The sequence below is a fragment of the Pasteurella oralis genome (genome assembly GCF_042681465.1).
Classification (GTDB): Bacteria; Pseudomonadota; Gammaproteobacteria; order Enterobacterales; family Pasteurellaceae; genus Pasteurella; species Pasteurella oralis.
Genome location: NZ_JBHUFP010000015.1, coordinates 81,572 through 103,753, shown reverse-complemented (window position 1 = coordinate 103,753; position 22,182 = coordinate 81,572). Strand labels below are relative to the sequence as shown.

Below are 22,182 nucleotides of genomic sequence, written 5' to 3'. Positions count from 1 at the left end.
CGTAGATTCTTTTAGTTAGACAATGATTAATTAAAATTCATAACCCACTTCAAGCCAGAATTCACGACCTGGTGTGTAGATGCTATATTCGGATGTACTTGAAATCGAAACAGAGCGAATTTTTCGTGTTTGATTTAAGACATTCAGAATATCAGCTTGAACATAAACATTATGTTTTCCCGCAAAGTTAGGTTGCCAGCGGATGCTTGAGTCCCATTGTGTATGTGTGCCGTAGTCAAAAGTACGGAAACGCGGAATACCATCGGGATGGTTTATATCAAGTTCATCATACCCTTTAATCGGTGCTTTAATATACACTTTATTTGACCAAGTTAAATCCCAATTAGGCATAGCCATATCAAGACCTAAACGAGCGATCCAATCTTCTGTATTAGAATTCACTTTTTGTTGCATGGTTTTACGATCCATTAAACGACCATCTAAATAAACGGGATCATTCGGGTTGAGTGAATTCGCTAAGTCAGCTCGTTTTGTTTTTAACCAATCGAATCCAAGTGACGCATTCCAGTAAGTTTTACCTAATTGCCAAGGTTCAATATTATTGATTTGGATAGTGTGAATATCTACTTTATAATTATTCGCGTTACTATAATATTTCGCATATTCAGGACGACCGATCTTATTGATTTGTTTACGTTTTAAGATTATGCGATTTTTATTTTCACGGTGGATATAGCCTAATTTAAATAACAAGTTACGATATTCTTGTTCAAAGCTTAGGCTCAATTCGTCTGCATAAGGCGTTTTTAAACGACCAGATAATTGGAAATCACGAATATTAGTCGTATCTCGATTAATTTTTAAAATTTCATTAGTCAATTTCAGTGACGCAAAAGAACGTCCATAATAGCGGTTTAAACCTAAACTTAAACGCGTTTCCTCTAGTGGTTTAAATCTTACAACAAAACGGGGAGCAATATTATTATTTTTTAAATAATCATCACGCTCAAATCGAATACCTGGGCGTAATTCAAGTTTTTTCCAGCTAATTAAGTCTTCAGCATATAAAGCAACATTCTGGTAACGCGTTTTTGCACTCCCTTTTGGTGTCACACTAGTTGAGAACCAAAGAATATCAGGCTTTCCTAATTCTGCTTGACCTATTCTAGAATAGACATCTTTAGGGCGATAGAATTTATATCGCGTAAATTGATAAATTCCGCCTAATGAAATAGAGTGTGTGAATGGGCCTAAATCAAATGGTTCGAAGGCATATTCAGTAGAATAATGGAGATTCTGTTGTGTTAGTTGACTATCCCCATAGCCCCCTTTTTCATAATCATATAATACATCGTAGTTCTGATCCATCACACTTACTATATCTACATGATTAGAACTGGAATGGCGTTTATCTTTAAAATGATCATAGGCTAACGTATTTGTCCAAACACCTGAATTAAACGTACGAATCCAAGCTAATGTTGTACCAAATGCTTTATGATAGTCAGAGACGTTACTATTCAAGTTTGTTTGAGAATATTTTTCTTCACGATAATTTGAATAACGAGTACTCAGCTCTAAACGATTATTATCGTTAATTGTCCAGTTAAAATTTAAAAGAGCATTATCAGAATCACGAGTATGTGCTTGTTGGTGTAATTGTGCTTCCGTAGAGAAGCCAATGAGACGATATTGATCAATACGTGAGGTACGGCGACTTAATCCAAATACTAATCCTAAGTTGTCCGTCAATCCTTTTTCAGTAACAAGACTAAAGTTATGTTTTGCGTACTTAGGTTGTAAATCAGTTGCACCATCTAATCCTGGTCTGACTTTATTTAACACTTTTTTTGAGTCGCCATGTTCTACAAATTTTCCCCATGAGGAATTGGTTGTACGATATTTTAATTTAATACCATCTTTACCACTGTATTGTTTTGTTTTAGCAATGACAGCGCCACCAGTAAATCCGCCAAGGCTAGCAGAAACATTACTGTCTTGTACTTCAACTTTAGATAACATATTCGCATCAAAGAAATAAGCTTGTGTATGTGAAATACCAGGTAAAGTTTGCATTGCCCCATCAAATAATTCACTTTCAATTGTTAAATCATTATTGACGTTAACATTATCTACAAAGTAAGCAGTTTGATTAGCATCTGCTCCATTAATTGAAATATTTTCTGGTTTAATTTCACCACGCTGTAATCCATTTTGATCGCTATTTTCATAACGTACATGCGGATTCGAGCGTAAATAATCAGTAATATTGCCATTGGTGACAGGTATTTTTTTCATGTCATCCTGAGTCACACTTTGTGTTGATGTCATTGATTTATTTTGATCACCATACACAACGATTTCAGTTAGCATATTGCTTTTTTCTTGATTCTCTTCTTTTGCATCCGTTTTTGCATAAACAGGTGTGATAGCGGCACAGACCAAAATTGCAATAAGCCCTTTCTTAAATGTTTTTAATTGAGGTTCCATTTTTTTCTTCTCTTTTTTATTTGCTAAAATTGATAACAATTATCAATTTTATTTTTATTTTAGCTTTTTTGTAAAGAGAAAAATGAATAAAAATGTAACAAATTGATCAAAAATTCTTCTTTGACAAAATTTTTAAAAAATTGACCGCACTTTATGCTTGTAAAATAATGAAAAGTCTTCTGCGCTATTTGTGGATTATGATATGCTTTGGCACAATTTTTAGATGAAAAAAGAGTATTTTATATGCAAAAAAATATTGTGATTACAGTGGATGGTCCAAGTGGTGCTGGTAAGGGTACGCTATGTTATGCGTTGGCAGAGACGTTGGGTTTTGCGCTGTTAGATAGTGGGGCAATTTATCGTGTTACGGCACTGGCTGCGTTGAAAAAGAGAGTGGTATTAGATAGTGAAAATACTTTAGCTGAATTAGCGAGAAAACTGGATGTTCAGTTCTTACCACAGGATGGTGAAGTAAAAATTATTTTGAATGATGAAAATGTGAGTGCTCAAATTCGTACTCAAGAAGTGGCTGAAGCAGCTTCTAAAATTGCCGTTTTCCCCCAAGTGCGAGCAGCGCTGCTACAACTTCAACAGGATTTTTCTACTGCAAAAGGGCTAATCGCAGATGGACGTGATATGGGGACCGTTGTTTTTCCACAAGCGCAAGTAAAACTGTTTTTAGATGCAAGTGCAGAAGAAAGGGCAAAAAGACGTTATAAACAGTTGCAAAATAAAGGGATTAGTGGTAACTTTGACCAGATTTTAGCCGAGATAAAAGAGCGTGACTTTCGAGATAGAAATCGCGCGGTCGCGCCCCTCAAACCTGCTGAAGATGCTTTATTGTTGGACAGTACAACATTAACGATTGATGAAGTTATTCAACAAGCCTTAAGTTATATTCAGCAACGTCTTGATATTAAAGCTTAAATTATTTTTGACCGTTTGTTCAAGGAAGAATGAACATGTATTCTCAACCCCACATTCAACGGATTTTGAAGTGGACGTTATTATATTTTAAATTGAAGATTAATTATGACTGAATCTTTTGCTCAACTATTTGAAGAATCATTAAAAGAACTTGAAACCCGTCAAGGTTCTATCGTTAGCGGTACTGTTGTTGCTATTCAAAAAGGCTTTGTGCTTGTTGACGCTGGTTTAAAATCTGAATCAGCAATCCCTGTTGAAGAATTCTTAAACGCACAAGGCGAATTAGAAGTTCAAGTTGGTGATGTAGTTAATGTTGCGTTAGATGCTGTTGAAGATGGTTTCGGTGAAACCAAACTTTCTCGTGAAAAAGCCGTTCGTCACGAATCTTGGATTGAATTAGAAAAAGCATACGAAGAACAGGCAACTGTTATCGGTTTAATCAACGGTAAAGTGAAAGGTGGTTTCACAGTTGAGTTAAACGGTGTTCGTGCATTCTTACCAGGTTCATTAGTAGATACTCGCCCAGTTCGCGAAACGCTACACTTAGAAGGTAAAGAATTAGAGTTTAAAGTGATTAAACTTGACCAAAAACGTAACAATGTTGTTGTTTCTCGTCGTGCTGTAATTGAATCAGAAAACAGCCAAGAACGTGAACAAGTTCTTGAAACCTTACAAGAGGGTTCTGAAGTTAAAGGTATTGTTAAGAATTTAACTGACTACGGTGCATTCGTAGATTTAGGTGGCGTTGACGGTTTATTACATATCACAGATATGGCTTGGAAACGTGTTAAACACCCAAGTGAAATCGTGAATGTTGGTGATGAAATCACGGTTAAAGTATTAAAATTTGATAAAGATCGTACTCGTGTATCTTTAGGCTTAAAACAATTAGGTCAAGATCCTTGGGTTGCAATCGCTGAAAATCACCCAGTAAACAGCAAATTAACAGGTAAAGTAACTAACTTAACGGATTATGGTTGTTTTGTTGAAATTTTAGATGGCGTTGAAGGTTTAGTTCACGTATCTGAAATGGATTGGACAAACAAAAATATTCACCCATCTAAAGTGGTTAGCTTAGGTGATGTTGTTGAAGTCATGGTATTAGAAATTGATGAAGAACGTCGTCGTATTTCTTTAGGCTTAAAACAATGTAAACCTAACCCATGGTTGCAATTTGCTGAAACTCATAACAAAGGTGATAAAGTTGAAGGTAAAATTAAATCAATCACTGATTTCGGTATCTTCATCGGCCTTGAAGGTGGTATCGACGGTTTAGTTCACTTATCTGATATTTCTTGGAATGTATCTGGTGAAGAAGCCGTGCGTAACTACAAGAAAGGTGACGAAGTTGCAGCAGTCGTTTTACAAGTTGATGCAGTAAAAGAGCGTATCTCTTTAGGTATCAAACAACTGGAAGAAGATCCATTCAACAACTTTGTTGCAGTCAACAAAAAAGGTGCAGTATTAAGCGCTACAGTTGTTGAAGCTGATGCAAAAGGTGCAAAAGTTGAATTAGAAGGCGGTGTTGAAGGTTATATCCGTGCTGCTGATTTAACTAATGAAGTCAATGCGGGTGATGTTGTTGAAGCAAAATACACTGGTGTTGATCGTAAAGCACGTATTGTTCATTTATCTGTACGTGCAAAAGACCAAGCTGAAGAAGCTGCAGCAGTTGCGACTGTGAATAACAAGCAAGAAGAAGTTGCTATTCCAAATGCAATGGCTGAAGCATTCAAAGCAGCTAAAGGTGAATAATTAAATTTCCCTTGTAAAAGTATGGCTAGCGTGAATTGTTCACGCTAGCTTTATATATTAAGTTAGGAGAAAATTATGACTAAATCAGAGCTTATTGAGCGTTTAGTTCAAAAAAATCATTCAATTGCTGCAAAAGACGTTGAAAATGCAGTAAAAGAAATTTTGGACCAAATGTCATTCGCCTTAGAAAACGGTAAGCGTATTGAAGTGAGAGGATTTGGTAGTTTCTCTTTGCATTATCGTCAACCTCGTTTAGGACGTAATCCTAAAACAGGTGAACAAGTGAAATTAGACGCAAAATCTGTACCGCACTTTAAAGCTGGTAAAGAGCTGAGAGAGCGTGTTGATATTTACGCATAATTTCAACTAACTTTATATAACGACACCTTAAAGTGTCGTTTTTTGTATTTATTTTTGGCATAATGAGAAAGCTCATTTTTGTCAGGAGATAGTTGATGATTAAATATATTTTAGGATTAGTACTTGTACTTGCCATTGTACTTGTTGCAGTCACTATTGGCGCGAATAATGACCAGATCATTAGTTTCAACTATATGGTAGCGCAAAGTGAATTCCGTTTATCAACTTTAGTTGCGATTTTATTTGGTTTAGGCTTAATTTTAGGTTGGTTAATTAGCGCTATCTTTTATATCAAATTAAAATTGAAAAACATGTCATTAACTCGTCAAATTAAACGTCAAACTTTACAAATTAATGAATTAACCACAGCTCGAGATAAGGCTATTAAATAATGCTCGAGTTACTCTTCCTACTTTTACCTATTGCGGCTGCTTATGGCTGGTATATGGGACATCGTAGTGCAAAAAAAGATCAGGAAGATATGACCAATAAACTCTCCCGTGATTATGTCACGGGAGTAAATTTTCTTTTATCAAATCAACCAGATAAAGCGGTTGATTTGTTTCTTGATATCCTACAGAAGCAAGAAGCGGAAAACGAGATAGATAGTGCTTCACAGTTTGAAGCAGAATTAACATTAGGTAACCTTTATCGTTCTCGAGGTGAAGTTGATCGTGCACTACGTATTCACCAAGCGCTAGATCGCAGTCCTGATTATACTTTTGAACAAAAACTGCTTGCTAAACAACAATTAGCAAAAGATTTTATGGCTGTTGGTTTTTATGATCGGGCGGAAACGCTCTATATTATGTTAGTTGATGAACCTGATTTTGCCGAAAATGCGCTACAACAATTGGCTGTGGTTTATCAAAAAACAAAAGAATGGAAAAAAGCGATTAATGTCGCTGAAAAGCTTGCTAAGATTTCGCCTCAACAAAATAATATTGAATTAGCACAATATTATTGTGAATATGCGCAGAGTTTATCTTCTGAGCATAAACAAAAGCCAAGAATGTTATTAGAATCAGCTTTAAAAGTCGCGCCGAACTGTGTTCGTGCTTCTATTTTATTAGGTGAAAGTTTAGTTCAAGAAAAGCAATATCAACAGGCTGTTGGCATATTAGAAAATGTACTTGAACAAAACCCTGCTTATGTTGGAGAAGTTTTAGGCTTATTGAAAGATTGTTATCATAAATTAAATCAATTAGAAAGTTTTGAGCTATTTTTGATTAAAGCCAGTCGTATTACTAAAAATAGTGCTGTAGAACTTGCCCTATCCGATCTTATTGAGGAAATGGATGGTAAAAGTGCTGCACAAGCAAAACTCTATCAAAAGTTAAATCAGCATCCAACAACATTTTTATTTCATCGTTTTATTCAATATCAAATTACTGATGCAGAAGAAGGACGAGGAAAAGAAAGTCTCGTTTTGCTACATAAAATGGTAGGCGAGCGTATTAGGCAGAACTTTGATTACCGTTGTGCTAATTGTGGTTATCAAACCCATAAATTGGTATGGTGTTGTCCATCATGCCGTCATTGGGAAAGTATTAAGCCTATTGAAGATTAACAAACGCAACATAATTAATTGAACACTGAGAGGGAAAATTATGACGAATAAAATTATTGTGGCGCTAGATTATGAAAAAGAAGCAGAAGCATTAGCGTTGGTTGATCAAATTGATCCGAGTTTATGCCGTTTAAAAGTGGGTAAAGAAATGTTTACTACACTTGGTACTAAATTTGTTAAAGCATTACATAATCGTAATTTTGATGTATTTCTCGATCTGAAATTTCATGATATTCCCAATACAGTTGCAAGAGCAGTACGTTCTGCGGCGGATTTAGGCGTGTGGATGGTAGATTTGCATGCAAGTGGCGGTTTGCGCATGATGGAAGAGGCGAAAAAAATTCTTGAACCTTATGGTAAGGATGCACCTATGCTGATTAGTGTCACAGTGCTGACGAGTATGGAAGATCTTGATTTACTCCAAATTGGTATTAATGCTTCGCCGATGGAACAAGTGATCCGTTTAGCGAATTTAACACAACGTGCAGGATTAGATGGGGTAGTATGTTCACCACAAGAAGTTGAAATTTTACGTGCAAATTGTGGTAAAAATTTCAAATTGATTACACCGGGGATTCGTCCAATTGGTAGTGATTTTGGTGATCAACGCCGTGTGATGACCCCTGCAGGTGCAATTCAAGCGGGCTCAGATTATTTGGTGATTGGTCGCCCAATCACACAAGCAGAAAATCCAGCCGAAATGCTTAAGGCAATTAATGCTTCATTACCAACAAATTAGTGTGAATGTTATGAGTAGTGAATTAGTTTATTCTACTGAGCTTGGTCGAATTAAAACAGAAAAGCCAAAAGTTACACGTCTCAAAGGAGATGGGATTGTCCGTATTCAACGTCAAGTTAGTGGACGTAAAGGCAGTGGTGTTTGTGTCATTACTGGTTTAGATTTATCGGATGCTGAATTAAAATTACTTGCCGCAGAGCTTAAGAAACGTTGTGGTTGTGGTGGTTCTGTGAAGGATGGTAACATTGAAATTCAAGGAGAAAAGCGAGATTTACTCAAGCAATTGCTTGAGCAAAAAGGATATGCAGTAAAACTCGCTGGTGGTTAGTAGGCATTTTTCTTGTAAAAGAAAAGGATTGAAATTTAATCGTTTCAATCCTTTTTTGTTTGCTTTTTATTTAAATAAAATAGGCGATAATGATTACACTCACTAAACATAGTATTGAGGAGACAAGAGAGGCTTTTTTAAGTGGATAGTCTTTTTTATTGAATGCTTTTATAGACTCCATAATATACATAATGATCAGTGACATTTTTACAATGAAAAAAGGTTCGGCACTATGATCAAAAAGGATAAAGAGGCTGATACCTGTCCCAAGCAATAGGGTATCCGTTAAGTGCGGTAAGATTTTAAGGAGTGTATATTGACGCCAATTTTTACCAGTTAACACCATTGTTGCTCGTATGATTAATAAAGCCAAGCTTAGAAATGCACAAATAATATGTGTATAAATTAAGTTAATTGCCATAGTTCTCCCACACACAAATAAAAAAGCAGTAGCAATTACTGCTTTTGTTCAATCAATTATTTATTCTGCTGAAATCTCTTCAATTTCGACCACACTTTCATTACTGAACGTTTCTGAATCTTCATCATCAACTTCGCAAACACGCTGTAAGCCGACTAAAGTTTCATTTTCTGCGGTACGAATTAAACGCACACCCTGTGTATTACGACCAACAATACTGATCTCACTTACGCGCGTACGAACTAATGTTCCTGCATCAGTAATCAACATAATTTGATCAGCTTCATCCACTTGTGTTGCAGCAACAACTTTACCATTACGTTCACTCACTTTAATTGAGATAACTCCTTTAGTGTTACGTGATTTAGTTGGATATTGTTCTAATTCCGTACGTTTGCCATAACCATTTTGTGTTGCAGTAAGAATTGCTCCTTCCCCTTTTGGAATGACTAATGAAACAACTTTATCGACATTCAAATCCAGTACATCATTTGCGTTGTCATCTAAAATTTCTTCAATTTCGACCGCACTTTCATCTTCAGACATGTCATTAGTCAATGCTAGTTTAATACCACGTACACCAGTTGCAGCACGCCCCATTGCACGTACAGCACTCTCGTTAAAGCGTACGACACGCCCTTGTGCTGAGAAGAGCATGATTTCATTGCTGCCATCGGTAATATCTACACCGATTAATTCGTCTTCATCGCGTAGATTTAACGCAATGATGCCACTTGAACGTGGACGACTAAATTCAGTTAAGGCAATTTTCTTCACAGTACCACCTGCAGTTGCCATTACTACGAATTTATCTTCTTCATAAGCAGTAACTGGGAGAATCGCAGTAATACGTTCATTCTCATCTAACGGCAAGATATTGACGATTGGACGACCGCGAGCACCACGACTGGCTTGTGGTAATTGATATACTTTCAGCCAATATAAGCGTCCACGACTTGAGAAGCAGAGGATAGTATCATGTGTATTGGCAACGAGTAAACGCTCAATGAAATCTTCTTCTTTCGTTTTTGCCGCCGATTTGCCTTTACCACCACGACGCTGTGCTTCGTAATCAGTTAATGGTTGATATTTGACATAGCCTTCGTGTGAAAGGGTGACAACCACATCTTCTTGTGCGATTAAGTCTTCAAGATTAATATCCGCAGAGCTTGCTGTGATTTCAGTACGACGAGGATCATTAAATTGCTCGCGAATTTGTGCGAGTTCTTCACGGATCACTTCCATTAGGCGTTCTGGACTGCGTAAGATATAAAGCAATTCACCGATGACATCGAGTAATTTTTTATATTCATCTAGAATCTCATCGTGCCCTAAGTTGGTTAATTTTTGTAAACGTAAGTCTAGGATTGCTTGCGCTTGTACTTCTGTTAAATAGTACATACCATCACGAATACCGTATTGTTCTTCTAGCTCTTCTGGGCGAGCAGCGTCAACGCCTGTTGCAGCAAGCATATCTGCGACATGACCCAATTGCCATGCTTGCGCTAATAAGGCACGTTTAGCGCTTTCAGGATTTGGTGCACGACGAATTAATTCAATAATGGGATCGACATTGGCTAGCGCAATCGCCAAACCTTCTAAGATATGTGCACGTTCACGTGCTTTACGTAATTCATATACTGTACGACGAGTGACGACTTCGCGACGATGTAAGACGAAAGCTTCGATTAATTGTTTTAAATTTAATAATTTTGGCTGACCTTTGTCTAACGCAACAATGTTGATACCAAAAGTCACTTGTAATTGAGTTAACGCATATAGATTATTCAGGACGACTTCACCCACAGCATCACGTTTGATTTTAATTTCAATACGCATACCATCTTTGTCTGATAAGTCAGTAATTGCGCTAATACCTTCCACTTTTTTCTCTTTGACTAAATCTGCAATTTTTTCAATGAGCTTTGCTTTATTGACTTGATAAGGAATTTCGTGCACGACGATAGTTTCACTGCCTTTCTCATCAGCTTCCACTTCAGCTTTAGCGCGGACATAAATTTTGCCACGACCAGTCTTATATGCATCTTCGATACCTTTACGACCATTGATTAATGCGGCAGTAGGAAAGTCTGGTCCCGGGATATAAGTCATTAATTCATCAATCGTAATTTCGTTGTTTTCAATATAAGCTAAACAACCATCTAATACTTCGCCTAAGTTATGTGGTGGGATATTGGTTGCCATCCCAACGGCAATACCAGAGGAACCATTTACTAAAAGTGCAGGAACTTTGGTAGGTAATACTTCTGGGATTTGTTCTGAACCATCATAGTTTGGTACAAAGTTAACAGTTTCTTTGTCAAGATCAGCTAATAATTCATGGGCGATTTTGGTCATACGCGCTTCGGTATAACGCATTGCCGCCGCGGCATCACCATCAATTGACCCGAAGTTACCTTGTCCATCGACTAACATATAACGTAAGGAGAATGGTTGTGCCATACGGACGAGAGTGTCGTAAACCGCACTATCACCATGAGGGTGATATTTACCGATAACATCTCCAACGATACGTGCTGATTTGCGGTAAGGCTTGTTGTACGCATTACCGCCTTCATGCATGGCAAATAACACACGACGATGTACAGGTTTTAAACCGTCACGTACGTCAGGTAACGCACGTCCTACGATGACTGACATCGCGTAATCAAGATATGAAGACTTCAGTTCTTCTTCGATGCTGATTGGGCTAATATCTTGATGAATAGTATCTTGGACTAAATCGGTCATTGAAAACTTCCTAATCATTGAGTTTGATTAATCAAAAAATTGATGGAATTATAGCATAAAATCTGTTGTTCCCCTAATTTTATAGTGAAATTTTATGGGATTTGAGGAATAATAACGCATTGTTTCTATTCAAAATCATAAGAAGAAAGCGCATGCAAAATATTGATCAACAAGAACTTGATAAATTTGAAAAAATGGCGAAAAGCTGGTGGGATCCGCAAGGTGATTTTAAACCAATCCATCAACTTAACCCGTTGCGTTTAAGTTACATTGCTCAACAAGCCAATGGGCTAGTGGGTAAAAAAGTATTAGATGTTGGTTGTGGTGGCGGTATTTTGTCAGAAAGCATGGCAAAACAAGGGGCAAACGTGACGGGGATTGATATGTCATCTGCGCCTTTGCAAGTCGCCAAAAACCATGCACAAGCAAGTGGTTTGATGATTGATTATCAGCAAATTACCATAGAAGAATTTTTGCAAAAACAGACCGCACTTTATGGTGAAAATTGGCAAACAGAGAAGTTTGACGTGATTACTTGTATGGAAATGCTAGAACATGTACCTGATCCCAGTTCGATTATTGAAAGTTGTAAGCAATTGTTGAAGCCAAATGGTGTACTTTTTTTCTCAACAATTAATCGGACCTTAAAAGCTTGGGCATTGGTGATCATTGGTGCTGAATATGTACTAAAAATGTTGCCGAAAGGGACACATGATTATGAAAAATTCATTAAACCCGCAGAATTGTTGAATTGGTGTGATGAATCTCAGTTAACTTGCCTCGATATGGTTGGTTATCATTACAATCCATTGACTGGTAAATTTTGCCTCAATAAAGATGTGAGTGCTAACTATATGGCGAGTTTTAAAATCATGTCTTAACACAATATAGCATGCTATATAACAGTTCGTTTAATGTTTAATTAGCTAAACTACTTTTCAGCTGAATTGGCTTGTTTCTAAGAATATGCACCTGAAAAATGAAATTCCTATCTTCATTTTTTCAGGTGCATTTTATTATTACAGGTTGTTATTCACTCTCTGGGTTAATCACTTCAATATCAGCGTGACTATGTAACCCACGTGGTAATTGCGTCCCTTTTCTGCCTCGTTCTGCACGGAATTTTTGCAGATCTTCAGGTTTTAATGTAATTTTCCGTTTACCTGAATGGAAAACTAATGTCGAGTTTTCTTTAATTAATAGCAAACGTACGAGTAACTCTGTACGTGCCTTTGCATTGGCTGCGGGAATCGTCACAATTTTGTTACCTTTACCTTTGGCAAGTGATGGTAAATCTTTGGCTGGAAAGATTAACATTCTACCTGCCGAGGTAAGCGCAACTAATAGGGCATTTTCATCAGTTAGTGTTAGTGGTGCCAGTACTTTGGCATTTTCAGGTAATGAAATCAGCGCCTTACCTGCTTTATTACGTGCAACTAAATCCTCAAATTTACAAATGAAACCATATCCAGCGTCGGATGCCATGAGTAATGCCTGATTTTCATTTTCAATTAAAACTTGTTCAATTGTTGCCCCTGTCGGCAATGTCAATTTACCTGTCAATGGTTCGCCTTGTGAACGTGCAGAAGGTAAGGTTAATGGATCTAAAGCATAGCTTCGTCCAGTGCTATCAATGAATACTACAGCTTGATTGCTTTTACCGTAGGCATGAGCAAGATAGTTATCACCTGCTTTATAACTGATGTTTTGTACATCAATATCATGTCCTTTCGCACAACGTACCCAGCCCATTTCTGAGAGAATGACAGTGATAGGTTCTGCAGGTGTCATTTCACTTTCTGAAATAGCTTTGGCTTCTGTGCGTTCCACTAATGGTGATAAACGCGGGCTTGCATAGGTTTTTGCATCTTGTTGGATTTCTTTTTTGATTAAGGAATTTAAGCGACGTTCAGAACCTAAAATCAGTTGTAAACTATCACGTTCTTGTTCTAAACGATCTTTTTCCGCTTGGAGTTCGTGTTCTTCTAATTTTGCTAAATGACGTAAACGTAAGTTTAAAATAGCTTCTGCTTGCTCATCCGCTAAATTAAAACGTGCCATTAACACTGATTTGGGTTCATCTTCATGACGAATAATATGAATGACTTCATCAATATTGAGATAAGCAATCATTAAACCATCAAGAATATGTAAGCGAGTTAAGACTTTATCAAGACGGTGTTGTAAACGACGAGTCACAGTATGACGACGGAATGTGAGCCATTCAGTAAGAATTTGAACTAAGTTTTTGACGGCAGGTTTATTGTCTAACCCTATCATATTCATATTGACACGATAGCTTTTTTCCAAATCTGTTGTAGCAAATAAATGTGCCATGAGTGCCTCTACATCAATACGATTAGAGCGTGGCACAATCACAATACGGATTGGATTTTCATGATCCGCTTCATCACGAATATCTTCTACCATTGGCAGTTTTTTGGCTGTCATTTGATCAGCAATTTGAGCAATGACCTTTGAGGGGGAAGCTTGGTGTGGCAGAGCTGTGATAATAATTTCACCATCTTCTTTTTTCCATACTGCACGCATACGTACAGAGCCACGACCTTGCTCATATAATTTACGAATGTCTTCTTTCGAAGAAATAATTTCGGCTTCTGTTGGATAATCTGGTCCTTGTACTACGCTTAATAAATCATCTAATGTAGCTTTAGGATTATCAATCAACATGACTGCGGCATCGGCAATTTCGTTAATATTATGTGGTGGAATATCTGTTGCCATCCCTACTGCAATGCCAGTGGTACCATTTAATAAAATATGTGGTAAGCGCGCGGGCAAATATTGTGGTTCAGATAATGTACCATCGAAGTTAGGTTGATAATCAACAGTACCTTGCCCTAATTCAGATAAGAGAATGTCAGCAATTTTGGATAAGCGCGATTCAGTATAACGCATTGCCGCGAAAGACTTAGGATCATCAGGTGCGCCCCAGTTCCCTTGCCCATCTACTAATGGATAGCGATAAGAGAAAGGCTGTGCCATCAATACCATCGCTTCGTAGCAAGCTGAGTCACCATGTGGATGGAACTTACCCAGCACATCACCTACTGTGCGCGCTGATTTTTTATATTTGGCTGCGGCATTTAAGCCTAGTTCAGACATGGCATAAATAATACGGCGTTGTACGGGTTTTAAGCCATCGCCAATAAAAGGTAATGCACGGTCCATAATGACGTACATAGAATAATTTAAATAAGCTTTTTCAGTGAACGTGCGTAATGGCGTTTGTTCAATGCCTTCGTAGTTGATTGTGTTCATAATGTTGTTTTGGTTTTGAGGTTAATTTTATATCTTATATATCTGCTTTCACCGATGGTGACCTTCTTTCTTTTGCTTGTCCAAAAAAAGAAAGAGGGCAAACAGAAAAGCACTCGACTAAACAGTTTATCCTCATTACGAAAAATTTTTCTTTACGCAAAATAAGTTGTTTTTGCTTTGCTTCGCAACTTTCTTACTGAGAAATCTTTCTTCATTTGGGCGGTTTGCGTGAGGAAATTTGGATAAAATCCACCGCACTTTTCTATTTAGCTATTTCTATTAATAAATTTATTTAGTGCAGAAATTCCAATTTATACACTCAAGTCAACTTGATCGCCTTTAGTTTGTAGCCAATTTTTGCGATCCTCTGAGCGTTTTTTCGCGAGTAACATGTCCATTAATTCTAAGGTTTCTGCACCGTTATCTTCTTCTTTATTGTAAGTCAGCTGTACTAAACGACGAGTGTTTGGATCCATTGTGGTCTCGCGTAATTGGATAGGATTCATTTCACCGAGACCTTTAAAACGTTGTACGTTGGGCTTCCCTTTTTTGTTTTTCAGACGATCTAAAATCGCTTCTTTTTCCCCTTCATCTAAGGCATAGAACACTTCTTTACCTAAATCAATACGATAGAGCGGTGGCATGGCGACATAAACGTGACCATTTTGGACCAATTTAGGGAAATGGCGTAAAAATAACGCGCAGAGTAGTGTGGCAATATGTAGACCGTCTGAATCCGCATCAGCAAGAATACAGACTTTACCATAGCGTAATTGGGATAGATCTTCATTGTCAGGATCAATACCTAGTGCAACAGCGATATCATGAATTTCGTTGGAAGACAGGACTTGTTCAGATGACACTTCCCAGGTGTTTAAAATTTTCCCGCGTAAAGGTAAGATAGCTTGATATTCTCGATCTCGTGCTTGTTTAGCCGATCCTCCCGCAGAGTCACCTTCTACTAAGAATAACTCAGTTTTCGCTAAATCTTGTTGGCTACAATCGGCAAGTTTACCAGGTAACGCAGGACCGCTAACTAATTTTTTACGGACGACTTTTTTTGCTGCCCGTAAACGACGTTGTGCTGAGCTAATTGCTATTTCGGCAAGTTGTTCTGCTTGTGATATATGTTGATTGAGCCATAGACTAAAGGCGTCTTTTACTACGCCGCTAACAAAAACCGCACTTTGGCGTGACGATAAGCGCTCTTTGGTTTGTCCTGCAAATTGAGGATCTTGCATTTTTAGCGACAGCACATAAGCACAGCGTTCCCAAATGTCATCCGCTGTCAATTTTACACCACGTGGTAACAAGTTACGGAATTCACAGAACTCGCGCATAGCATCAAGCAAACCTTGGCGTAGTCCGTTAACATGTGTTCCGCCTTGAATAGTTGGAATCAAGTTAACATAGCTTTCACCTAATAATTCCCCCCCCTCAGGTAGCCATAATAATGCCCAACTGACTGCTTCTGTATTACCCTTGAAATCACCAATAAAGGGCTTTTCGGGGAGAGTAACAAAACCATTTACTGCTTCACTTAAATAATCAGCTAAACCATCTTCGTATAGCCAAACATCTTCAGTATTATTGACTTTATCAATAAATTTAATTTCTAAACCAGAACAAAGCACCGCTTTGGCGCGTAATAAATGTCTTAAGCGTGAAACTGAGAATTTTTCGCTATCAAAGTATTTGGGGTTGGGTTTGAAATGTACGGTCGTCCCCGTGTTTCGTCTACCACAAGTACCAATGACATCGAGTTCTTCTACTTTCACACCATTTTCAAAGGCAATTTTATGTATTTCACCATTACGTTTTACGGTGACATCGACACGTTGAGAAAGTGCATTTACGACAGAAATACCGACGCCGTGTAACCCCCCTGAGAATTCATAGTTTTTATTTGAAAATTTACCGCCGGCATGTAATTTGGTCAAAATAACTTCAACGCCAGAGACTTTTTCAACAGGATGAATATCTACTGGCATACCACGTCCATTATCAATCACTTCAAGTGATTGATCTTTATGCAAAATTACTTCAATTTTGGTTGCATGTCCTGCTAGCGCTTCGTCTACACTGTTGTCAATGACTTCTTGCCCTAAATGGTTTGGACGAGTGGTATCGGTGTACATACCTGGACGTAATTGTACAGGCTCAAGATCTTTTAATACCGTTATTTCGTGTGCTGAATAATTAGTTGTCATCATCGTTTGTTATATTGTTCTATTTTTTATCGTCAAAATTGGCGAAGATTTTAGCAAAAAAAGCCTGTTTTTGCACTATGGCATATTTATTCAAAAAATAGCAATAAATAAGTAGGAAAACGATTGCTCATTAATAAGACTTAGCTATAATAATTGGCTTTAATTTTGGAAATTAATCGTTGAAAAAAGGGCTAAAAATAAGATGACCGCATTACAAACACCTTATTATTTGATTGATAAAAGCAAGTTGTTACGTAACATGGAAAAAATCACCTATTTACGTGAAAAATCAGGGGCAAAAACATTACTTGCCTTGAAATGTTTTGCGACTTGGGGGGTGTTTGATTTTATGAGTCAATATATGGATGGCACAACCTCATCATCATTATATGAAGTAAAGCTCGGTAAAGAAAAGTTTGGTGGTGAAACCCATGCTTACAGTGTTGCTTATGCAAATGACGAAATTGATGAAGTCGTTGCAAATGCAGATAAAATTATTTTTAATTCAATTAGTCAACTACAACGTTTTGTTGATCGTACCCGTGATTTACCACGTGGGCTACGTGTTAATCCTCGTGTCAGTACCTCAAGTTTCTTACTTGCTGATCCTGCACGTCCACATAGTCGCTTAGGTGAATGGGATATTAATAAAATTCGTGAAATCATGCCATTGATTAGTGGTTTCATGTTCCATAATAACTGTGAAAATGAAGATTTTGAAAAATTCTGTGCCATGTTAGATCGTATTGAAACAGAATTTGGAGAGTTATTGCATCAAGTGGAATGGGTTAGCTTGGGTGGCGGTATTCACTTCACGGGTGAAAATTATCCATTAGACGCCTTTGCAGAGCGTCTCAAACAGTTTGCTGAAAAATTTACAGTACAAGTTTATTTAGAGCCGGGTGAAGCATCAATTACGTTAAGTACGAGTTTAGAAGTGACGGTATTAGATATTTTAAATAATGATAAAGATTTGGCGATTGTGGATGCTGCCACAGAAGCACATATGTTGGATTTATTAATTTACCGCTCAGAAGCAAAATTATTACCAGATGCATTCCAAGGCAAAGGGGAATATCAATATATGGTATGTGGTAAGTCTTGTTTAGCGGGAGATATTTTTGGTGAATATCATTTTGAAAAGCCATTGCAAATCGGCGATCGCATTTCATTTTGTGATGCAGCGGGTTATACCATGGTGAAAAAAAATTGGTTTAATGGAGTGAACATGCCTACCATTGCAATCAAGGAGTTAGATGGCACTGTACGTGTTGTCAAGCAATTTGGTTACCAAGATTATGTTGAGAGTCTGTCTTAAAAAATAAAAAGTGCGGTGAGTTTTTTATGAAATTTACTCAAAACAGACCGCACTTTCATTTGTTTTACTTTATCGGTTAATACGATAAAGCTATCTCTGCCTGATATTGACTTTTTAGGTTTTCAATATGTATCAGGTTTTTATCAACGCCTATGTCGATCCTTTAGCAAGTTCGGCACTTGGGAGGAAAATGCTAAATGAAAAAAAATGTTTTGGTGATTGGTGCGGGTGGCGTATCACAAGTTGTGGTACATAAATGTGCACAACATAATGATATTCTTGGCAAAATTTCTATTGCTTCACGTAAAATTGAGAAATGTCAAGCCATCGCGGAAAGTGTAGCAGAAAAAGGAAATTTTAAACTGCCTGCTACTATTGAATGCTTTGAAATCGATGTATTTGATGTTGAAGCAACGAAAGCATTAATTCAAAAAACAGAATCACAAATTGTGATTAATGTTGGCCCATCATTTGTCAATATGTCCGTATTACAAGCTTGTATTGAAACTGGCGCGGCGTATATTGATACTGCAATGCACGAAGATCCAAGTAAAGTTTGCGAAACACCACCTTGGTATGCAAATTATGAATGGAAACGTCGTGAACTATGTAAACAAAACAATGTTACTGCAATTTTAAGTGCTGGTTTTGATCCAGGTGTGGTCAATGCTTATGCAGCATATGCAGTGAATGATGAGTTTGATAGTGTAGATAGCATTGATATTATTGATATTAATGCGGGTAGTCATGGGCGTTATTTTGCCACAAACTTTGATCCTGAAGTGAATTTCCGTGAGTTTACAGGGACAGTTTGGAGTTGGCAAAATAGCCAATGGGTGGCGAACAAGATGTTTGAAGTGAAGCGTACTGACGACTTACCGATTGTTGGTATGCAAAATTCTTACTTAACTGGTCATGAAGAACTGCATTCTTTATCAACTCATTTAAATGTGCCTAATATCCGCTTCTGGATGGGCTTTGGTGATCACTATATTAATGTATTTAATGTATTAAAAAACCTTGGTTTGCTATCTGTTCATCCAGTTAAAACTGCAGAGGGTTTAGAGGTTATTCCGATTAAAGTTGTGAAAGCCGTATTACCTGATCCAGCTTCTTTAGCACCAAATTACACGGGTAAAACTTGTATTGGTAATCTAGTAAAAGGGAAAAAAGACGGTAAAGAGAAAGAAATCTTTATTTATAATGTGGCAGATCACAAAGACGCTTATGAAGAAGTGGGTAGTCAAGGCATTTCCTACACAGCGGGTGTCCCTGCTGTAGCAGCGGCATTACTGATTGCGACAGGTGAGTGGGATGTGGGTGAAATGTGTAATGTTGAACAACTTGATCCAAAACCATTCTTGAATCTTTTAAATAAAATGGGTTTACCAAATCGTATCAAAGATGAAAATGGCGATCGTGAGTTAGCATTTTAACTTATTTGAATAGCGATAAAGTGCGAGCATTGCCTCGCACTTTTTTATTCAATTTGTTAAAACTTTGAAAAAATAGACCGCACTTTCTTTCGCGAATTCAGATTGTTACAATGCACTAAACAATATTTTAACATGATTATATTGGAGGATAATGCAATGAAAAGACTACTAGATTGTACTGCGTCAGATTTTCAAAATATGACTGGACAACAGCTTAAACAAGCTATTCGTGCTAGTGAAGGGCGCGTAATGTTGTCAGAAAACATGGTAGCTGTTCAACCTTTGTATCCTAATGTCACGAATTCTGAATTAGCCGCTGCATTTGGTGCAGATTTGATTTTATTGAATTTATTTGATGTTTTCCAACCTTGTGTAAATGGTCTCGTATGTGATAGACCAGAGCAAACGATTCAAACCTTAAAACGATTAGTTGGTCGCCCAATTGGTATTAATTTAGAGCCTGTTGATATTAATGCGGAACAAATTGAGGTGTTAGAAACTATTGCAAAAGGGCGGATAGCAACTACGGAGTCTTTGCAACAGGCTAAAATGTTGGGATTTGATTTTATTTGTTTAACTGGTAACCCTAAAACGGGTGTAACAAACTACGAAATCGTCAATGCAATTAAACGTGCAAGAGCAGTACTGGGCAATGAAGGCCTGATCATCGCAGGTAAAATGCATGGTGCAGGCGTTGCGAATGAAACGGGCAGTTCCATTATTTCGCTACAAGATCTAGAGAATTTTATTGCAGCAGGTGCTGATATTATCTTATTAGCAGCGCCAGGTACAGTACCAGGCATGACAGTAGAGAAAGTAGAAAAATATATTCAGTTTATTCATTCCAAAGGTGCATTAGCCTTACTTGCTATTGGTACAAGTCAAGAAGGGGCTGATGCAGCAACTATTCGCCAAATTGCGTTGAATAGCAAAATGGCAGGGGCTGATATTTATCATATTGGTGATGCTGGTTTTTATGGCATTGCGGTACCAGATAATATTATGACCTATTCAATTGCAATTCGAGGTCGTCGTCATACTTATGTACGTATGGCAATGTCAGTTAACCGATAACTATTGCGCTTATTATTTAATTTTAAGTAAGTATAAAAATGGAAAATATTGATTTAATTAAAGAAAGCTATAATGAGTTACCTTATATTTCCAAAGGGTTTTCTCATACTTTGCCTGAAAGACAGAAAGCCGTGTTGACTTTATTTGGTTTTAATACACCAGATATTAAAACGGCTAATGTATTAGAAATTGGTTGTGGTTTTGGTGGAAATATTATTTGTAGCGCATTGATTCATCCTAATTCACATTTTGTTGGCGTTGATTTATCCGAAAAACAAATTGAAGGCGGTAAAGCTGTCGTTGAGCAACTTGGTTTACATAATGTGGAATTACTTTGCCAAGATATTTCTTATTTTGAAAAAACATCCGTTAAATTTGACTATATTATTTGTCACGGAGTGTTTAGCTGGGTGCCTGAATCTGTCCGTATTAAAATTTTACAGTTGATTAAATCACATTTAGCTGAAAATGGTTCTGCAACCATATCTTACAATACTTATCCAGGCTGGAAATCGCTTGAAGTATTAAAAGATATCATGAAATTTCGAGTCAATTTATTAGAACAAGAGAATATCCATTTATCGCCTTTAGAAAAGGTGGCTTATGGTAAAGGAACCGCTGAGTTTTTAGCAAAATTTTCACTTGCAGATAAACAATTAAAAGAGGCTGCAGAGAATCTTGCGGCAAAAGATGACCATTATATTTATCATGAATATTTTGAAGAATATAACCACCCTTTTTACTTATATGAATTTAATCAGTTATTAGAACAATATGGGTTAGCGCATATTTGCGATTCAACAGTAGGCGCAAGTTTCCCAATTTTTAAAGACGATAATATTGAGGAAATGATTGATAATGAATGTGGTGATAATCATCTACTCAAAGAACAATATTACGATTATTTGCTAAATAGGCAATTTAGAACCAGTATAGTGACGCATTTAGCAAATAAAGAAAAATGTAATATTTCTAGAACTATTAAGATTGAACATTTAAATAAACTGTATATTCGAGCAAATTTAGGTAGCGAATCTTCTTCTGAAGTGGCAGTGAAATTGAAGGATATTTATCCAAATTCAATGAATGTGGCTGATTTTATTCATACCTATTTTGCTGATAATCGAGAAGAAGGTTATTCCTCAATTTTGTTAGAGATTTATAATCAACATATTGATTTTTACGCAAGGGAGCTTGAAGTTAGGCAATCAGCTAAGATTAAGTTGAAAGACACCTATCGTCGCTATTTTGAATATCACTTAAATACCGATAAGCCTGTAGTTGAGCTGTCAAATTTTGTTGGTAACACATTAATCCTATCCTCCAGTGAGATACGTACTATATTGTTGTTTGATGGTATAAAAACGGATGCAGAGTTAGTCACATTATTATTAAATAAAATCGAAGAAGGGGTTTTCAGTATTGGTAAGCAATATGAAAAAGAGGATAAACAACAAGTCGTTAAGCAATTTGTTCAGGATGTCCGCTCTTTCGTTGAAGCAAATTTGATGAACGATTAAGATGGATTAAGAGGCACAGCATGATGAATCTGTGCCTCTT

Annotated in this window: 17 protein-coding genes; 12 read left to right on the top strand and 5 right to left on the bottom strand. The window is 37.1% G+C overall.

Annotation, left to right across the window (positions count from 1 at the left end):
* Positions 1–30: 30 nt before the first annotated feature.
* On the bottom strand, positions 31–2,451 hold the full coding sequence (locus ACFSAV_RS09050) for a TonB-dependent receptor plug domain-containing protein (protein ID WP_101775931.1): 2,421 nt from the start codon (positions 2,449–2,451) through the stop codon (positions 31–33).
* Positions 2,452–2,694: 243 nt separating this feature from the next.
* Here ACFSAV_RS09050 and cmk point away from each other — a divergent pair, with 243 nt between their 5' ends.
* From cmk to yciH, 7 genes are all read left to right on the top strand, one after another.
* Positions 2,695–3,378 (top strand): (d)CMP kinase, encoded by a 684-nt coding sequence (cmk, locus tag ACFSAV_RS09045; RefSeq protein ID WP_379098764.1) that lies wholly within the window; start codon positions 2,695–2,697, stop codon positions 3,376–3,378.
* Positions 3,379–3,483: 105 nt separating this feature from the next.
* The gene (rpsA, locus tag ACFSAV_RS09040; RefSeq protein WP_379098761.1) at positions 3,484–5,133 is read left to right on the top strand and encodes a 30S ribosomal protein S1; all 1,650 of its coding nucleotides are present in this window, start codon (positions 3,484–3,486) and stop codon (positions 5,131–5,133) included.
* A gap of 75 nt (positions 5,134–5,208) precedes the next feature.
* Complete coding sequence (locus ACFSAV_RS09035; RefSeq protein ID WP_049213946.1) at positions 5,209–5,493, top strand: integration host factor subunit beta; 285 nt, start codon at positions 5,209–5,211, stop codon at positions 5,491–5,493.
* A gap of 95 nt (positions 5,494–5,588) precedes the next feature.
* Complete coding sequence (locus tag ACFSAV_RS09030; protein WP_379098758.1) at positions 5,589–5,885, top strand: LapA family protein; 297 nt, start codon at positions 5,589–5,591, stop codon at positions 5,883–5,885.
* Positions 5,885–7,063 (top strand): lipopolysaccharide assembly protein LapB, encoded by a 1,179-nt coding sequence (gene lapB, locus ACFSAV_RS09025; protein WP_379098755.1) that lies wholly within the window; start codon positions 5,885–5,887, stop codon positions 7,061–7,063. Before ACFSAV_RS09030 ends, lapB begins: the two co-directional genes overlap by 1 nt.
* A gap of 40 nt (positions 7,064–7,103) precedes the next feature.
* Positions 7,104–7,802, top strand: a complete 699-nt coding sequence (pyrF, locus tag ACFSAV_RS09020; RefSeq protein WP_379098752.1) for an orotidine-5'-phosphate decarboxylase — start codon at positions 7,104–7,106, stop codon at positions 7,800–7,802.
* Positions 7,803–7,812: 10 nt separating this feature from the next.
* Positions 7,813–8,130 carry a stress response translation initiation inhibitor YciH gene (yciH, locus tag ACFSAV_RS09015; RefSeq protein ID WP_379098749.1) on the top strand — a complete coding sequence of 106 codons (318 nt, stop codon included), beginning with the start codon at positions 7,813–7,815 and terminating at the stop codon, positions 8,128–8,130.
* Positions 8,131–8,200: 70 nt separating this feature from the next.
* Here yciH and ACFSAV_RS09010 read toward each other — a convergent pair whose 3' ends face one another.
* Positions 8,201–8,551: a SirB2 family protein gene (locus ACFSAV_RS09010; RefSeq protein ID WP_379098746.1), complete on the bottom strand. Its 351-nt coding sequence runs from the start codon at positions 8,549–8,551 to the stop codon at positions 8,201–8,203.
* Between the two features lie 60 nt (positions 8,552–8,611).
* Positions 8,612–11,302 carry a DNA topoisomerase (ATP-hydrolyzing) subunit A gene (gene gyrA / locus ACFSAV_RS09005; RefSeq protein ID WP_379098743.1) on the bottom strand — a complete coding sequence of 897 codons (2,691 nt, stop codon included), beginning with the start codon at positions 11,300–11,302 and terminating at the stop codon, positions 8,612–8,614.
* A gap of 152 nt (positions 11,303–11,454) precedes the next feature.
* On the opposite strand from gyrA, the gene ubiG reads away from it, so the two are divergent.
* Positions 11,455–12,183 (top strand): bifunctional 2-polyprenyl-6-hydroxyphenol methylase/3-demethylubiquinol 3-O-methyltransferase UbiG, encoded by a 729-nt coding sequence (ubiG, locus tag ACFSAV_RS09000; RefSeq protein ID WP_379098740.1) that lies wholly within the window; start codon positions 11,455–11,457, stop codon positions 12,181–12,183.
* A gap of 148 nt (positions 12,184–12,331) precedes the next feature.
* On the opposite strand, the gene parC is transcribed toward ubiG, so the two are convergent.
* Positions 12,332–14,584 (bottom strand): DNA topoisomerase IV subunit A, encoded by a 2,253-nt coding sequence (parC, locus tag ACFSAV_RS08995; protein ID WP_379098737.1) that lies wholly within the window; start codon positions 14,582–14,584, stop codon positions 12,332–12,334.
* A gap of 311 nt (positions 14,585–14,895) precedes the next feature.
* Complete coding sequence (parE, locus tag ACFSAV_RS08990; RefSeq protein ID WP_379098734.1) at positions 14,896–16,794, bottom strand: DNA topoisomerase IV subunit B; 1,899 nt, start codon at positions 16,792–16,794, stop codon at positions 14,896–14,898.
* A gap of 202 nt (positions 16,795–16,996) precedes the next feature.
* Here parE and nspC point away from each other — a divergent pair, with 202 nt between their 5' ends.
* The 4 genes from nspC to ACFSAV_RS08970 all read left to right on the top strand — a co-directional run bounded on the left by nspC (position 16,997) and on the right by ACFSAV_RS08970 (position 22,142).
* Complete coding sequence (gene nspC, locus ACFSAV_RS08985; protein WP_379098731.1) at positions 16,997–18,112, top strand: carboxynorspermidine decarboxylase; 1,116 nt, start codon at positions 16,997–16,999, stop codon at positions 18,110–18,112.
* A 197-nt stretch (positions 18,113–18,309) separates the two neighbouring features.
* Positions 18,310–19,548: a saccharopine dehydrogenase NADP-binding domain-containing protein gene (locus ACFSAV_RS08980; protein WP_379098728.1), complete on the top strand. Its 1,239-nt coding sequence runs from the start codon at positions 18,310–18,312 to the stop codon at positions 19,546–19,548.
* 156 nt (positions 19,549–19,704) lie between these two features.
* Positions 19,705–20,622: a DUF7916 family protein gene (locus tag ACFSAV_RS08975; RefSeq protein ID WP_379098725.1), complete on the top strand. Its 918-nt coding sequence runs from the start codon at positions 19,705–19,707 to the stop codon at positions 20,620–20,622.
* Between the two features lie 38 nt (positions 20,623–20,660).
* Positions 20,661–22,142: a class I SAM-dependent methyltransferase gene (locus tag ACFSAV_RS08970; RefSeq protein WP_101775945.1), complete on the top strand. Its 1,482-nt coding sequence runs from the start codon at positions 20,661–20,663 to the stop codon at positions 22,140–22,142.
* Positions 22,143–22,182 lie beyond the last annotated feature (40 nt).

Excerpts from the sequence above, each read along its gene's own strand:
- yciH (WP_379098749.1), top strand. The coding sequence starts at position 7,813 with ATGAGTAGTGAATTAGTTTATTCTACTGAGCTTGGTCGAATTAAAACA.
- rpsA (WP_379098761.1), top strand. The coding sequence starts at position 3,484 with ATGACTGAATCTTTTGCTCAACTATTTGAAGAATCATTAAAAGAACTT.
- ubiG (WP_379098740.1), top strand. The coding sequence starts at position 11,455 with ATGCAAAATATTGATCAACAAGAACTTGATAAATTTGAAAAAATGGCG.
- ACFSAV_RS09010 (WP_379098746.1), bottom strand. The coding sequence starts at position 8,551 with ATGGCAATTAACTTAATTTATACACATATTATTTGTGCATTTCTAAGC.
- lapB (WP_379098755.1), top strand. The coding sequence starts at position 5,885 with ATGCTCGAGTTACTCTTCCTACTTTTACCTATTGCGGCTGCTTATGGC.
- ACFSAV_RS08970 (WP_101775945.1), top strand. The coding sequence starts at position 20,661 with ATGGAAAATATTGATTTAATTAAAGAAAGCTATAATGAGTTACCTTAT.
- ACFSAV_RS09050 (WP_101775931.1), bottom strand. The coding sequence starts at position 2,451 with ATGGAACCTCAATTAAAAACATTTAAGAAAGGGCTTATTGCAATTTTG.
- ACFSAV_RS08980 (WP_379098728.1), top strand. The coding sequence starts at position 18,310 with ATGAAAAAAAATGTTTTGGTGATTGGTGCGGGTGGCGTATCACAAGTT.
- ACFSAV_RS09035 (WP_049213946.1), top strand. The coding sequence starts at position 5,209 with ATGACTAAATCAGAGCTTATTGAGCGTTTAGTTCAAAAAAATCATTCA.
- ACFSAV_RS09030 (WP_379098758.1), top strand. The coding sequence starts at position 5,589 with ATGATTAAATATATTTTAGGATTAGTACTTGTACTTGCCATTGTACTT.
- nspC (WP_379098731.1), top strand. The coding sequence starts at position 16,997 with ATGACCGCATTACAAACACCTTATTATTTGATTGATAAAAGCAAGTTG.
- cmk (WP_379098764.1), top strand. The coding sequence starts at position 2,695 with ATGCAAAAAAATATTGTGATTACAGTGGATGGTCCAAGTGGTGCTGGT.
- parE (WP_379098734.1), bottom strand. The coding sequence starts at position 16,794 with ATGACAACTAATTATTCAGCACACGAAATAACGGTATTAAAAGATCTT.
- ACFSAV_RS08975 (WP_379098725.1), top strand. The coding sequence starts at position 19,705 with ATGAAAAGACTACTAGATTGTACTGCGTCAGATTTTCAAAATATGACT.
- parC (WP_379098737.1), bottom strand. The coding sequence starts at position 14,584 with ATGAACACAATCAACTACGAAGGCATTGAACAAACGCCATTACGCACG.
- pyrF (WP_379098752.1), top strand. The coding sequence starts at position 7,104 with ATGACGAATAAAATTATTGTGGCGCTAGATTATGAAAAAGAAGCAGAA.
- gyrA (WP_379098743.1), bottom strand. The coding sequence starts at position 11,302 with ATGACCGATTTAGTCCAAGATACTATTCATCAAGATATTAGCCCAATC.